General features: G+C 54.6%; 9 protein-coding genes. All 9 read right to left on the reverse strand.

Going from position 1 to position 14,969, the window contains the following annotated elements; translation table 11 throughout:
- On the reverse strand, positions 1–1,650 hold the full coding sequence (locus tag NST69_RS18985) for a response regulator (RefSeq protein ID WP_036732927.1): 1,650 nt from the start codon (positions 1,648–1,650) through the stop codon (positions 1–3).
- A 773-nt stretch (positions 1,651–2,423) separates the two neighbouring features.
- Positions 2,424–2,888 carry a GNAT family N-acetyltransferase gene (locus tag NST69_RS18990; protein WP_036732923.1) on the reverse strand — a complete coding sequence of 155 codons (465 nt, stop codon included), beginning with the start codon at positions 2,886–2,888 and terminating at the stop codon, positions 2,424–2,426.
- Positions 2,878–4,068 carry a formate-dependent phosphoribosylglycinamide formyltransferase gene (gene purT / locus NST69_RS18995; RefSeq protein WP_340979708.1) on the reverse strand — a complete coding sequence of 397 codons (1,191 nt, stop codon included), beginning with the start codon at positions 4,066–4,068 and terminating at the stop codon, positions 2,878–2,880. The genes NST69_RS18990 and purT overlap by 11 nt, the downstream gene beginning before the upstream one ends.
- A gap of 630 nt (positions 4,069–4,698) precedes the next feature.
- Complete coding sequence (locus NST69_RS19000) at positions 4,699–8,361, reverse strand: dynamin family protein (RefSeq protein WP_342546888.1); 3,663 nt, start codon at positions 8,359–8,361, stop codon at positions 4,699–4,701.
- A 371-nt stretch (positions 8,362–8,732) separates the two neighbouring features.
- Positions 8,733–8,999 (reverse strand): hypothetical protein, encoded by a 267-nt coding sequence (locus tag NST69_RS19005; protein ID WP_036697991.1) that lies wholly within the window; start codon positions 8,997–8,999, stop codon positions 8,733–8,735.
- A gap of 2 nt (positions 9,000–9,001) precedes the next feature.
- On the reverse strand, positions 9,002–9,709 hold the full coding sequence (gene nth / locus NST69_RS19010) for an endonuclease III (protein WP_036697993.1): 708 nt from the start codon (positions 9,707–9,709) through the stop codon (positions 9,002–9,004).
- Positions 9,710–9,921: 212 nt separating this feature from the next.
- Entirely contained in the window at positions 9,922–12,738 is a 2,817-nt protein-coding gene (locus NST69_RS19015; protein ID WP_342546891.1) for an S-layer homology domain-containing protein, read from the reverse strand.
- Between the two features lie 23 nt (positions 12,739–12,761).
- A complete protein-coding gene (locus NST69_RS19020) occupies positions 12,762–13,421 on the reverse strand; it encodes a GerMN domain-containing protein (RefSeq protein WP_339310343.1) in 660 nt (219 codons plus the stop codon).
- A 105-nt stretch (positions 13,422–13,526) separates the two neighbouring features.
- Entirely contained in the window at positions 13,527–14,966 is a 1,440-nt protein-coding gene (locus NST69_RS19025; protein ID WP_036727191.1) for an N-acetylmuramoyl-L-alanine amidase family protein, read from the reverse strand.
- Positions 14,967–14,969: the final 3 nt, after the last annotated feature.

Genomic DNA, 14,969 nt, shown 5'->3' on the forward strand with positions numbered 1-14,969 from the left:
CTATTCTCCCCGCGCGCTGTTCTTATACTCTTTGGGGGATTGTCCGTATTTCTTGCGGAAGCAGAAGCTGAAATAGTTCGGGTCGGCAAAACCGATCCGCTCGGCGATTTCGAATGCCTTCAGCTCGGTGGAACGCAACAACTCCTTCGCGGCCTCCAGCCGGATCTGCAGCAGATAGCTGACGAAGGTCATCTTCATTTCTTTTTTGAAAATGCTGCTGAAATAGCCTGTGCTGATATGCAGATGCTGGCACACCCTGCCGATGGATATATCGGATTCTTCATAGTGGCTGCGGATATATTCCTTAGCCTGGTCAATGAGCTGCTTGTAGCTCGACTGGCGCTCCGAAGCGATGGAATCCATCAGCCGGCTGCATACGGTAATAATCCACTGCCGGGCTTCTTCCAGGTTGTTGAATTTATTCATATCGCTAAGCGAGGTCAGGCCGGGTCCGATAAAATCATTCGTTCCGCTCCCAGATTCCTTCGCCACCCGCAGAATGGAGGTAATGATCTCCAGCAGGAAAATCTGATAATCCTGCGCCGAGACCTGCTCCGTATCCAGTCCCCGGAACAGCTCGTCCACTACTTCCCGTAGCTCCTGAATGGTGCCCAGCTTGATCGTACGGATCAGCGACTGCTGGGTCAGCTCATCATAGTCCAGCATCCGGCTGGACCGCGATTCCACATCCTCAATCCAGATGACCCGGTTGTTGCCGAGGATCAGCCGGTAATCAAGCGCTTGCAGCGCATCCCCGAAGGAATGGAACAGCATGGACGGTGCCTTGCAGACGGTTCCGGCCCCGGCGGTTACGGTAAACTTCAGGAAGCGCTGCACATTCTGGCAGATCTCTTCGAGAATGGCGAAGGTTCTGGCGGTAATGTCGCTCTCCTCCGGGCTCTGGCTGACCGAGAGCAGCACAACATCATCCCGGTGGATGAATACCTTGCCGAAGCCATGCTTCTGGCAGATCTCCTCCGCGATGTTCAGCACAGCATAGAGCTGGAGATTACGGTCGCCGGTATCCCGCAGGGACACGGGCCGCTGAGCTTGAACGGCGGTAGAATGGTCCGGGCGGATATAATCGATGCTGATCACGGAGGACTGGAAGCATTCACCGGTGAGGGGGATGCCGTACTCTGTGCTTTTCTCAGCGATCTCTGCGGAACGCAGGCGGCGGGACACCAGGGTAGAGAGGAACTGCTCGCGCAGAACGGGCAGGCTCTTGCGGTAATGCTCGCTCAGCACGAACACATTCTCCTTCTCGGCGATCTCGGTCTCGATCGTGGCGCGAACCTTCAGCAGAACATCAATCAGCTCCTGGGACGAGAAGGGCTTCAGGATATATTCATCAATCTGCAGCTTAATCGCCTTCTGGGCGTATTCGAATTCATCATAGCCGGTCAGAATGATAATCTTCGTATTCGGATGGCGGCTGCGTATCCATTCTGCAAGCTGCAGGCCATTCATAAAGGGCATCTGAATATCAGTAACGACCACATCCGGCAGCAGCCGGTCGATCGCATCCGCCGCCTCCCGCCCGTTCTCAGCCTGCTCAACGACCTCGAAGCCGTACTGCTCCCAGTCAATCTGGGCGATAATGCCTTCTCTTACATCTTCCTCGTCTTCGGCGAGTATTAATTTGTACATGCTTCATCCCTCTTCGGCATAGAATATGGAGGTTCACAGAACTATAATAGCTGATTCAAATGGCCCGATCTATGTTTAAAATAGAGAAGGCTGCGGGTCTTGGGAGACACTTTAGTGGATGATAGAGTGACAACTGTAGTGAATAGGAGCAATTTACTATATAGCGTTGCCTGATATAACGCAAGCGGAAATTATGTACATAGGTTAGAGGCATTTAAGATTAGGGACACTCAAGATTAGAACTCAAAGCTTGGTCGTCGCTGCGGTGAACATTTGGCCCTCCCGCCGCTGCCCGGTTTGGATTTCTTGATTTTAACCGCTACTCGCGGTAGAAATCCAAACGCAGCTTTTCTTACGATGCGAGCTTTCCTTCGTAAAGCTTTCAGGCGGACGCTATCGCTCCTCCAGTTCCTAATTTCCCCTCCGCTTCTTTAAGTGCTAATTTATATAAACAACAAGTGGATTTTGTATACTTAATTTGATTATTTTAACCAATTAGGCTATTTTAAGTGGATAAATTACATTTATTTCTGCGTATTTACTCATAATGCGGGGATTATGGACGATTAGATGTACTTTTTCCAACTGCTAGTTTGGACACGGGAATTTCGGGCGAAATAGATGCTCTTTTTCCACTAAATTCCGGGGGTAGCCTCGGGGAGAAGGCGGAGCGGGGAGCATTCCCGACAAGCTGCGGCGGGGTTGGCGCGCTATCTCCAAAAAAAACCATCCCGATTACGCCGGGATGGGGATGTTCGGTTACACGTATAGGATTATAGCAGGGTTTTATTGAAGCGGTAGCCTGTTGTCTTTTCAAAGCCGATATGGCGGTAAAACGCATGTGCAGGTGCACGTTCAACGCGATTGCCGCTCCGCAGGAACAGCTGGCAGCAGCCCTGATGGCGTGCCCATTCTTCCGCTGCAGCTACGAGTCTTTTGCCAAGGCCTTGTCCTCTAAGCTCCTCTGCTACGATCAGCGCGGTAATCTCCGTAATACAATCGGCATGCTTGTAGTAGGACTTCACCTGCCGTAAACCGATCATTCCCACAACTTCGTTATTGAGCTCTGCGACGAGTGTGCAGTGGAACGGATCATGCTCCATGCCTTCCATTCTCTCTTTCATCACGCTAAGCGTTGTCGGATAGCCGAATTCACGCAAAAGGGCTGTCACTCTCTCCAGATCATTCATGCCGCATTTGCGAATTTGCAGTACCTGCTCCTGAGTACTACTGTTCATCCTTGTATACCTCCACTTGTAGCTTAGACGCAGCCTGCTTGGCCGTCATCCGCGCGATTTCAATATCTTCCGCTGAACTGAGTGTTACTGCCATCCGCCGTCCCGGGCGGATCTCCGGCTTGCCGAATATCCGGACCTGCGTGCGGGGAAGGGCCAGCGCTTCTTTAATCCCGGTCACCGCAAAAGCTTGTCCGGCTCCATCAGTCTTCAGGGTGGCCGAAGCTCCCGGTGACAACAAACGTACCGCTTCCAGCGGAAATCCAAGAATGGCTCTGACATGCAGAGCAAATTCCGACAAATCCTGCGTAATCATTGTAACCATACCTGTGTCATGCGGCCGGGGGGACACTTCACTGAACAGAACCCCATCCGCGGTGAGGAATAATTCTACTCCAAAAATTCCATAACCGCCAAGCTGATCGGTAACCTTCCGGGCGATGGCCTCAGCCTCTTCCAGCTGCGCCCCGCTCATCTGATGCGGTTGCCAGGACTCTACATAATCGCCATCCTGCTGAATGTGGCCGATCGGCGGACAGAATACGGTTCCGCTAACCGAGCGGACGGTAAGCAGTGTGATCTCGCTCTCAAACGTAACAAAAGCCTCTACGATGACGCGTGTTCCCTTCGCACGAGCGCCTTCGAGCGCCGTATTCCAGCAGCCTTCCGCATCCTCAGGTGTTCTGCACACGCTCTGGCCTTTGCCGGAAGAGCTCATGATCGGCTTAATGACACAGGGCGTTCCCAGCTCCGACACTGCCTGGCGTAGTTCGTCCAGACTGTCAGCGAATCGGTAGGCTGCTGTAGGTAGGCCCAGCTCTTCTGCCGCCAGACGGCGGATGCCTTCGCGGTCCATGGTCAGCCGTGCAGCACGGGCAGTAGGAACAACCAGGAATCCTTCTTCCTCCAGCTCCACCAGCGCTCCGGTAGCAATGGCTTCAATCTCCGGTACAATCAAATCGGGCTTCTCTGCACGGATAAGCTGTTTCAGTGCCTCTGCATCCAGCATGTCCAGTACATAAGAGCGGTGGGCGACGCCCATCGCGGGTGCCGCTTCATAACGATCCACAGCTACGGTCTCTACGCCAAGGCGCTGAGCTTCGATAATGACTTCCTTACCCAGTTCACCGCTGCCGAGCAGCAGCAGCTTTTTACTCCGGGCTGATAAAGGAGCTCCCCACATTGTCGACTCCAACCTCTTTTCGCAAATTTGTCTGCTGACTTCTCTGTTTCTGTAAAATGTCGCAGTTTGATTGTAAATTTTCAGTCTTCTTTATTTTCATCCATCATCCACCAGATTGCAAGCATTCTTCGACATTTTCCTACAAACTTCACAGATGGCTGTTCAACAGACTTGTGAAAACGGTTTTACTGTCCCTTTTAGGGGGCAGCACCATTTCATTGAGAAATACAAGGATATGTTATCAAGTGCATGGAACAAATTCATCCTAACGGATGAATGGGATTACCTGCGCTCCGGCACAATGTATGCTGTTTTTCACATACATTTGAGCCACGCGCCTGCTTAAGAGCACAATGTATGCTGTTTTTCACATACATTTGAGCCATGCGCCTGCTTAAGAGCACAATGTATGCTGTTTTTCACATACATTTGGGCCACGCGCCTGCTTGAGAGCACAATGTATGCTGTTTTTCACATACATTCCGCCTTTAGGTGAAGTCAGATACACTGCTGCTCCTCACGGCGAGTCTTCAGCCACATTCAGCCACAAAGTCACTCTACGCATCATTCAAAAACTCCTAACCACAAATTTACGCACACCTTGGCCACAACAGGAGGAAACTATAGTTCTTATACAACGACGAAAGCCTGCTCCTGAAGCCTCAATGCTTCTGCGATCTGGCCCCAATGCTGCGCACCATCACCCCCTTTCAGCAGCGCCGACATGGCTGCCTCCTGTTCGGACAGGCCTTCACGCAGCTGATCTGCAGCCTGGGATAAGGCGGCTGCTGCTGCATCGGTATAGAATGTCAACAGAGAGTCCTCCTGTCCTTGCGCCGCCGCAGCCACCGCTTCTTTGAACCACGGCTCGGCAGCCGCGCGGATCTCTGCCCGGCCCGGCCCCTCAAAGAAGTGGCGCGGAGATTTGAAGCGGCCCCACAGTCCGGCCCAGTCCAGCGGAGCCAGTACGCAGTCCAGCTTCGCCGGTGCCGGCCAGCGCTCATCCGGATTCTCCAGCAGCTTCAGCTCCTGATCCGGTATTGACAACTCGGCTGCCGCCGCTGTAGCCGCCTGGGTCACAAATCTGCGCCCTGCCGACTCCAGCCGCAGGGTCGTTGCCCACAGCTCCTGCTCCAGTTCACGCAGAATACTGCGCTCCAGCTCCCGCCCGCAGGCGATGAAGATGTCCTTCAGGTTCCCTCCGTCTTCCCGGAGAATGGAGGGATGGAAGGACTCCTGGAAGGAACGCCCGAAGGAAAAGGCAATCCGCTGCCGGACATGATAGAGCAGCTCCGCACCTTCTCGGCGCAGGTCCCGGAGCGGGCGGTCTTCCTTAGCAAGTGCGGCCAGCCGCAGATTCGCCGCTTCCCGGCGCTGGCGGAACTGCTTCATTCCTTCCTCCTGCTGGTCTGCCTCCATCAGCGCAAGGCGTTGCCATTCTTCCGCGCGCCCACGCACCGAGCTTAGGCTGTCCCTGGCTGCTGCCAGAGACAGTCCCGGCAGTTCATCACCAGCGAACGCGGAGAGTGCGGCTTCAAAGCTGCCGAATCCCGAGGCCTCGTAGGCTTCCGCCGCTCCGCTTGACTTACCCTCCAGCGCAAGCAGGCTGGACACGCTGTAGATCCGCGGCGAGGTCAAGCCTCCGGCCCGCAGATTTTGCGCCACATGCTGCTTCACCTCTTCAAGCTCCGCCTCGTCCGCTGCGAGGTCTGCGGCGTTGATGATGAAGAACATTTTGTCAAGCGCGAAGCTGTCTTTGATTCTACCCAGCTGGGCAAGCAGGCTGCGGTCAGCCTTGGAAAAGGCGTGGTTATAATAAGTCACGAAGCAGATGGCATCGGCGTTCTTCATGTAGCCGAAAGTTACACCAGTGTGCCGGGCATGTAAGGAATCCGCACCCGGCGTGTCCACTAGTACAATACCGCTCCGTGTCAGCGGACTGTCATAATACAGATCTGTGCTCTGCACGAAGCAGGCGCGCTTCTCGTCTGCGACCAGGCTGCGGTATTCCGCCAGACTGACCGTCCGCTCTGTTCCGAGCAGCGGACGGGACTCCTCCCATCCGGCGGCAGCTGCCCGCAGGAAGCCGGCATGCGGCAGCGCGGACGGATGGAGCCCGCCGGTCTGCAGCCGGGCCACGGCTGCGGTCCACGAGTCGTGCTGCGGCGTCGGCAGTTGCAGCACGCTGAAGGAATGGAGGATGTCCTCCCAGACCTCCTCCGCCCGCTTCATGGTGATGGCCGCCGTCCCGTGGGCGAAGCCGCCCTCCGGCGCCAGAATCCGCCCGACGGCAGCCGTTGCCGGATGCGGTGACACGGGCAGCACCTCTTCGCCCAGCAGGGCGTTGGCGAAGGAGGATTTGCCGGCGCTGAACGCTCCGAACAGCGCCATCGTGAAGCGGCCGCCGGCGAGATCCTCCGCCCGCGCCGCCAGGCTGCGCGCAGCCGAGGCCATGGCCGGCTCGCTCCGCAGCACCCCGGCCGCCGCGTGCAGCGCCGCAGCGGCCTGCGTCAGCCGGCGGCGCCCGCCCGCCGGCGTTGCCGTTCCCGCCGCCCAGGCCGGGGCGGCGCCGGGAATTTCCGCCGCTGCCACGCGCGGCGGCGTTTCCGGGCTGGCGGCGCTGAGCGCGCCAGCCGCCAAGGGCGGCACCCCCGGCAGCGCGCCGGGGGTGAGGGTGCGGCGCGGCGGCAGCAGCGCCGCAAGGGCGTCCGCGCGGGCGGCAGCCGCGCGGTCCAGGGCGGCCAGCGCGGCGTGGGCCGCAGCCTGCCGCCGCAGGGCAGCTTCGCGGCGCGCAAGCTCCGCGCGCCGCTCCTCCACAAGCGGCGGCAGCGCATCCAGCAGCGGCTCGCCGAAGGCCAGGACCGCGCGGCGGAACTGCGCCTTAATCTCTGCCGCAAGCGTGCGGCAGAAATTAAGCAGCGCCTCGCCCGAAGCCCCGGTCCCCGGCTTCACCTGATCCGCCAGCCACTGCTGGCTCACCGCCGGGAAAGCCTGCTTCAGCAGAGGCTCCGCCTCCTCCTGCCACAGCTCCAGGCCTTCCGCCCATTCGCGCACGAGCTGGAGAGTGTGCCACTCCAGCTGGGCAGTGATCTCTCTCTGCTGAAGGCTGTGCCAGTGCAGCAGCCGCGCTCCCTGCTCCTTCTCCCGCTTCGCAGCGGTGAAGAACAGGCCGCGCCGGAAGCCCGGCTGGAGGCTCTCGATGTATGCGCCCGCCGCGTCCCGCAGGTCGGCCGGCATCAGATTCGTATTGCCGAGCAAGGCATCCAGCCTGCTGCGCAGCTCAAGCCGCGCCTCTTCAGGCAGCTCCTCCAGCGATGCTTCCTCGTGCATCGTTGCCCGGATCTCTGCTTCCACAGCTTCCGCTGCTGAACCGCCTGCTTCTTCCAGCAGCACAGCCCGCTCCTCCTCCTGCTGCTCACGATAATCCGCCAGGACAGCATCCGCCGTATGATGCATGGAGCGGGACAAGCTGTACTCCAGCAGCCCCTGCCGCTGCTCCAGCAGACCGGAGATCACCGCCAACAGATCCTTCCACTGATTCAGCGGATGCTCCTCCACCTTAAGCGAAGTGAATAACAGTCCCGCGGAATGAATCCCCCATTCCCGGAAAGCGCTTTCCACTTGCTGCCGGTATTCCTCCAGCGGAATTTCCTGCTCCCTGTGCTTATCGATCTGATTGATGATCAGGTACAGCGGCTTGCCCCAGTCGCTAAGGCTTTTGGCAAACGCCAGATTATTCTCCGACTGTACATGATTGTAATCCATCACATAGAACACCGCATCCGCCAGATGCAGCGCCGAGCGGGTCGCCGCCTGATGGCCCTCGTCTGTCGAATCTACGCCGGGAGTATCCATCAGCACCCCGTGATTACCCAACACCGGGACATCCTCCCACACCTCTATCGCTGAATATTCAGTTCCCTGGCGGCAGTAATCCTGAAGCCGGTCAGGCGTAGTCTTGATCACGCCGGTATTCCCTCCGGTGCTTCCGTCCACCGGATGAAGCAGCACCTGCGGTGCTCCGCTGCGGATCGATACAATATTGGCGCTGGTTGGAACCGGACCCGAAGGCAGCACGGCCTTACCGCAGAGCTTGTTAATCATGCTCGACTTCCCCGCCGAGAAATGTCCGCAGAATGCGAGTGTCAGCTCATCTGCCTGCTCCTTGACCTTTAGATCCGCTACGATCTGCGCACTCTTCTGTTCTCCCCATTGCCTCAGCCGCTCCTCAAGCAGCCTAAGCGCTGACGACCCCGCTGTAACCTGCTTCACTCTTTCCCGTTCTGCTCCCACAACATCCCCGCCTCCGCTGCGATCTATAGCTTCTTTCATTATTATTACATTTGTATGATTTATCTCACTGCAAGAATAGAACAATTATATTTTATCATCAGATCGTCACAAATCAAATGTCCACATTTACAAAATCAGCTATAAACCTTCACGAAAAACAAGATTTCGCAGATGGCATTCAATCTCGCCCGTAACTCCTGCTTTTATGGGTTCGCAAAATAACCCCACAAAGTGGGGCTTTAGCGTAGGTGATGACTCAGGTACTTTGCGGGGACCCCAAAACATATACATTCTCATCTGTCAAAAAAAGAGGCTGCCCCGTCAGCCACTTGATGGCTATGGGACAACCTCTCTAATCAACTTCAACCAAATTAAGCTGTTTCCAGCACGGGAAGCAGGATTTCAAAGACTTTGCCGTGCTGCAGAATGGTCAGGCCACGGGATTTGTCTTTCATTACGACAACCTCTGGCTTCGCGGACATACGCTCCAGGTAGAACTCAGGCACATCGCCGGAATGGCTGATTGTGATGCCTTCCACTTCCTGCTCTTCGTTCTCTTCCATCGGGCTGTCCACAACGCGGTCAAAAATATCAGAGAACGCTTCAAAATTATCAGTATATACAGAAATGCACTTCATCTCTATCCCATCCTCTTCTTCTCTAATTCTTGGTTAGCTTTCGTATGATCCTTAGCTTTCCTGATTACAGCAGTTTTCATACGTTTTTTGCCCTCCCGGCATACATCCAGCAGCGGGCAGATCTGGCACCCGGGATTCTGAGCCTTACAGTGGTATCGCCCGAAAAAGATCAGCCGGTGGTGCGTCAGCGTCCATTCGTCACGCGGCACCGCCTTCATCAGCTTCTTCTCCACTTCCAGCACGGAATCTTTCCAGCCCGCAAGTGCGAGCCGTTTGGCTACCCGTTCCACATGAGTATCCACGGCAATCGCCGGAACGCCAAACGCATTGGAGACGACCACATTGGCAGTCTTGCGTCCGACACCAGGCAGGGTTACCAGCAAATCATGGGCCTGCGGCACTTCACCCCCGTACTGCTCAATCAGGATTGCGCAGAGGTTCTGAATATGCTTGGCCTTGTTGCGGAATAGACCAATCCGCCGGATATCCAGCTCCAGCTCTTCCAGCGGCACTGAGATATAGTCGATCGGAGCCTTGTACTTCTGAAACAGGTCCTCGGTCACCTTGTTCACTGTTGCATCCGTACATTGAGCTGAGAGCAGCACGGCTATAGTAAGCTCAAAAGCGTTGCTGTGATTCAGCTCACAATGTGCATCAGGGAACATGCCTCCGATAGTGTCCAGGATGTGGCGGACCTCTGCAGCTTTCATAGCGTCCCCTCCACGGAGCAGGTATGACTGCAAGTTCTCTTACAGCATATCTTCTCAAATCTGAAGAAATATAAGCAAAGATACATTATATCGTATACTTTCATAGCGTTCAAGCGAACACCCTGCTGCCCTTATATTTCAAAAAAAACGCCTTGATCCAAGGCAAAACCAAGGATCAAGACGGTGTTTCACACGGAAAATCACCAAAACGATTATTGTTTCACAATTTCTACAACCTTGCCGTTGTTGAAATACATTATAATATTATCATTTTCTTTGAGAGATTGCACGGATAAAGTCGTGTCACCTTGATGAATATATACATTTGGGGCAAGACCAAACGTATAATTCTCAGTCAGCGTGGCGCGTTTGGTCAATATTTCATTCGTTGCGCTCTCATAACGGGCGAACGTCCGGTTCAACTGACTGAACACGGAGATGATCACTACACCGCTGGCATCCTTACGCACCAATACCCGGTCTGCTGTGGTAAGTCCGCTTAGAGCGTTCGTTGCAACACCGTCCCGGAGGATTCTCACCCCGCTGCCCGCAGTGAAAGGCTGGGAGGCTCCCGTATAATCCTTCACGGTGAACGTACCTGCTGCGGCATCCACTGCCGTTACCTGTCCGGCAACCTGTTTAACCGTCTGCAGGGACAGCGGTGTGGAACCGTCGAAGCTGAGATTCACGAAATCTCCGGCCTTCAGCTCAGTCAGCGCGATCTTCTGGCCTGCTTCGTTGGTAAGCGGCACATTCGCCAGGTTCAGCTCGCTGCTGTTGCTGCCATCCTCAAGCTTCACGGTCATTTTATTAGTGCCCGCATTGATGGTAGCAATCTCGAACTGGGACGACCCGTTCACACGCAGCACAGAGATGAGCTCCTGATTGCTGGCAAGCACTGCCGTTACCGGCACATTGAGCGGAACATCGGTGATGACTGCCCCGCTTTTGCCAAACATTTCAATGGCCTGCGGATAAGACATCGTCAGCAATTGTCCGTTGCCCAGCTTGAACACAATCGTTCTGGCCGAAGTATTGATAGCCGTCAGGGTGCCGGAATATTTGGTCGTCAAATCAACAGACATTGCACGCTCATTAATGGAGGTCACATCAATCTTGCGGTTCTCCACCAGTCTGGACCCCATCGTGGTCAGCGAAGTGGTAAGCAGTCCGCCGTACGACATCTTTGTTTTCTCATCCATTTTGACCACATGAGCCTTGCCGTTATTGTCCGTGAAGGTCAGGTACTGGGTCTTAGTGTTATAATCCACAACGGTAGCAGCCGTGTACTGTTCAATCTGACGGCTCAGCACCTCAATCTTGGTCACCTGATCATTGCTGTTCAGCGTAAGCTGCACATTGTCTCCGCCTGTTTTGTCAGCAATCAGGTCAGCCATCACCGGACTTACGGCGTTCGGAATCACAATGGCCGGATTAGTAGCAAGAAGATTAACCTCACGGGTGCCATCGCTCTTCTGATAGACAATCGTTGAATCTGTCAGCTCATAGATGAAGCCCTTCACTATGCGTTCCACTCCCGAGGTTACTTCCACGGAACGGATCGCATTATCCTTGATGGTATACGAGACAGCAGCACCGGCTTTCAGCTCTGCGGGCTGAATAATAGAGCTCTGGGAGCTGAACAGCGTAGTCCCTTCTTCCCATTTGAAGGTTTCAACTGTGCCGTCGGCATTCTTGAATGTAATGCTCTTGGCAGCAGTGTCAACGCTTTGAACCGTGCCTTTAGCCGTCTTGTTCACAATACCTGAAGTGACCTGCACCTTCACAACCTTGCGGGAACCGGTGAAGGTTTCACGCAGCAGCGTAAGCTTGCTGCCGGCGGTAATCGAAGCAGGCTGAATAACGGCTCCATTCACATCCAGGAAAGCCGTGCCTGAATCGTAGGGATACTGATCATATCCGTTCGCGGAATCGACCCAGATGATACCCGGCGTATGCTTGGTGAATACACCTTCCGCCTGCTCAACCTGAACTGCCGGGTCTGTCAGCTCTACATATGCTGCGCTATAAGTAGCTCCAATTACAGTTACTTTCGTATAGGGCTGGATCTCGTTCAATGTGATGCGATTCTCGGAGGTACTGGTGTAGTAGGCGGTATTGGCATTCAGAGTGAATTCCAGCGTATTGCCGTTAGTGTACAATCCCAGCTTGCCGTCTTTGAGAGCACTTATTGTTCCTTTGAACGTATTGTCGTATTCCAGGCTATTATGCGCTTCAGCACGGCTGAAGAAGGTAGCCAGCTGTGCACGGGTCACAGCGCCTTGCGGATCGAAGCGGTTGCCGGTTAGCCCGTTAGCCAGTCCCAGCTCCACCGCTGTGTTAATATAGCCGCGTTTGTTCGCGGACACTTTGGCATCATCAGCAAAGCCTGTCGGCCGGCCCGCAGCCGCAGAAGCGGATGCACTCTGGCCAAGCGCACGGATCAGCAGCTCAGCGACCCATTCACGGCTGGCCTTTCGCTCGCCCCACGAGCTTTTTAGATTATCTGCAGCCATCTCCGTGGTCTTATCCAGCAGTCCTTGCTGGAAGGCCAGGATTACATATGGCTTATAATAGTTCGTAACAAGGAAATCATTAGGCAGCGCAACTTCGGTACTGGTGTTCACATTTCCCTGCAGCTTCATGAAGCGTAGCGCCATCAGCACCGCTTCCTGCTGGGTCACAGAATCGCCAGGACGGAACAGGCCGTTATTGCCGACCACAATTCCCTGGGTTGCCAGCTTATAGATATGCTTTTCGGCCCAGAAGCCCGTCTTGACATCACTGAAGATCCCTGAACCAGTTGCAGCCGTCTGCGAAGTCGCTGCAGCAACGGTTGCTCCGGTTGAAGCGTTGTCGGCAAAGGCAGCGCCTGCCCCGCCAAGCACCATCGCACCGGCCAGAACGGCAGATACCGCTTTTACAGAATAAGATTGAACCGTACGCTTTAATCGTTTTGGACCGGACAATTCGATATTCCCCTCTCTATGGCTTATCTGGATTTCTATGTTGTTAATTTCGTTAGCCATCCGGCTTATTCCTGCCAAATAGCCTACAATCCGTTGTTCTCGCGGGTGATGGGATGCACAAGATCCACATGCCCCATCAGACTCTCCACCTGTTCTCCGTCTACTAGCACATCGATATTCTTCACTTCATCGAACTGGAAGAACATCTTGGACAATGCGTCGATCGCCAGAGCCTCGCCGCCTGCGCCAAGCTGTGCCTCATCCGGCTTATGAATATCCATCACAATCTGTCCATTGGAGAACTCAAGTGATTTCAGTTCAATCTTGTTCCACAGCGGAATCTGGTCAGCATTATCGCTCTTCTGGAGTGTTTTGAAGGCTTCCTTATATTTCTCCTCCGCATTCTTGAAGGTGATGGAGACATCAACAGGAACCAAGTCGTTCTGTTGCAGGTCTGTATAATACGTCTTGATCTTAAGGCTCTGCTTCTCAGGCACTGACGGTGCCTCCGTAGCCGCCGGAGTGACCGTTGCTGCAGGCTCAGGCGTGCTTGTAGCTGCCGGTGTGGCAGCGGGACTAGCGGTACTGTCATTCCCGGCATTGTTTCCTTCAGCGCCGCTGGATACCGAGGTTGAATCCTGACCGGACGCATCGGCCGGTGCAGCAGTAGGTTTGTCGCCGCAGCCCGAAATTACGAGAAGCAGCAGCGCAGCGATCCCTGCATATGTCAATTTCTTGTTCATTTGATTAACCCCCTCAGATGAATATGGGCAGGAGGGACCGCAAAGTCCTTTTGACCGCAATATAGGGTCTTTATCCGACTCTGCGGCCCCTGCTGCCGCCTGTTGTTATTGAATCCCGAGATACTCTTTAATTCCGCTGACCATCGATGCGGCTACATTGTTCTGCAATGCTTCAGTGAACAGCAGAGCCTCGTCTTTCTTATTGCTGAGATAGCCCACCTCAAGCAGTACCGCAGGCATCTTCGTCTCGCGTATCACATGGAAGTTGCCGTAACGCACTCCCCTGTTGCTAAGCCCGGTCGCCTGCACAAGATACTTGTGCATCACATTGGCCAGAGCCTTGCTCGCGTCCCGCTGATAGTAGGTCTCCGTTCCGCTCGCAGCCGCTGATCCGCTGCTGTTGGCATGAACGGATATGAACAAATCTGCACCGAGGTTATTGGCGATTGCCGCCCTTTCCTTCAGTTCCAGGAAGGTATCATCGCTGCGCGTCAGCACCACGTCAATCTTGTTCTCCTGCCTTAGCAGCGCAGCCGCCTTCAGAATCACAGCCAGGTTGAAATTCTTCTCATATTTGCCGGTAACGCCTACAGCCCCTGAATCCTTCGCGCCATGTCCGGCATCGAGCACAACCAGCTTACGCCCGCTGTTGCCGGGCTGCGTTGAAGTGTCGCCTGGAGCCTGTGCGTTCAAATCAATGACAATGAGCTTGGAGGAATCTCCCGATACCTCTACGCTATAATTTTTGGGGGTATTAAGATCAATTACAAATCGGACAGTATAAGGATTAGTGCTATACAGCGAATAGCGGATACCGGAGACATCCGGATAATCCGTAACTGTCAGGTTCCCGTTCAGGTCAGGATCAAGTATTTGTCCTGTTCCGAATATATCCGAGAACGTGGCATTCGGCAGATCGACGATGATTCGGTCCGGTCCGCTGATCTTAGAGACCTTAGGCTCGGCATTGCCGTCTATGGCAATCGTGAACCGGTTCTCATTGAAGCTGATGCCGTTGATCATGCTCAGGCTGCTTGAGGGTTCTCCCGGCGGCACTACAACCGTCCCTCCGTCCCCATTACTTTGTTCCGGGTCAATGTTAGGCTCGGAAACCGGCGGGGTAATAAGATCTACAACCTTCTTCGTGTTATCCCATTTGACCGTAAGTCCGAACTGCTCACCAATGAACCGGATCGGTACGAGCGTCGTGCCGTTCCGCAGGAGAGGGGCCGTTGACATAATTACCGTCTTGCCATCGACGGATGCCGCAGTCTGATCCACGATCAGCTGAATGGCCTTTCCCTGCTGTTCAATCTTGATGGTCTTGCTTGTCTGATTCCAATCCACCTTGTATCCAAGGTTCTCAGCGATCATTCTTAGCGGCACCATGATGGAGTTATTTACATTTTCCACCGGAACGTCTTGTCCTGCATTCAGTTCCTGGCCATCCAGGAAGATCTTGTTCTGGCCAGCAGCGGCTTGTCCATGCCCTGGCAGCACCACAACAAAGAGCAGCAGCAACAGCATAAAAGCAAATTTCTTCATTCT

Source organism: Paenibacillus sp. FSL P2-0089, assembly GCF_038595095.1.
GTDB lineage: Bacteria > Bacillota > Bacilli > Paenibacillales > Paenibacillaceae > Paenibacillus_AQ > Paenibacillus_AQ silagei.

Bases quoted from the DNA above. Each gene is read 5' to 3' on its own strand.
- NST69_RS18985 (WP_036732927.1), bottom strand. From the start codon at position 1,650: ATGTACAAATTAATACTCGCCGAAGACGAGGAAGATGTAAGAGAAGGC.
- NST69_RS18990 (WP_036732923.1), bottom strand. From the start codon at position 2,888: ATGAACAGTAGTACTCAGGAGCAGGTACTGCAAATTCGCAAATGCGGC.
- purT (WP_340979708.1), bottom strand. From the start codon at position 4,068: ATGTGGGGAGCTCCTTTATCAGCCCGGAGTAAAAAGCTGCTGCTGCTC.
- NST69_RS19005 (WP_036697991.1), bottom strand. From the start codon at position 8,999: ATGAAGTGCATTTCTGTATATACTGATAATTTTGAAGCGTTCTCTGAT.
- nth (WP_036697993.1), bottom strand. From the start codon at position 9,709: ATGAAAGCTGCAGAGGTCCGCCACATCCTGGACACTATCGGAGGCATG.
- NST69_RS19015 (WP_342546891.1), bottom strand. From the start codon at position 12,738: ATGGCTAACGAAATTAACAACATAGAAATCCAGATAAGCCATAGAGAG.
- NST69_RS19020 (WP_339310343.1), bottom strand. From the start codon at position 13,421: ATGAACAAGAAATTGACATATGCAGGGATCGCTGCGCTGCTGCTTCTC.
- NST69_RS19025 (WP_036727191.1), bottom strand. From the start codon at position 14,966: ATGAAGAAATTTGCTTTTATGCTGTTGCTGCTGCTCTTTGTTGTGGTG.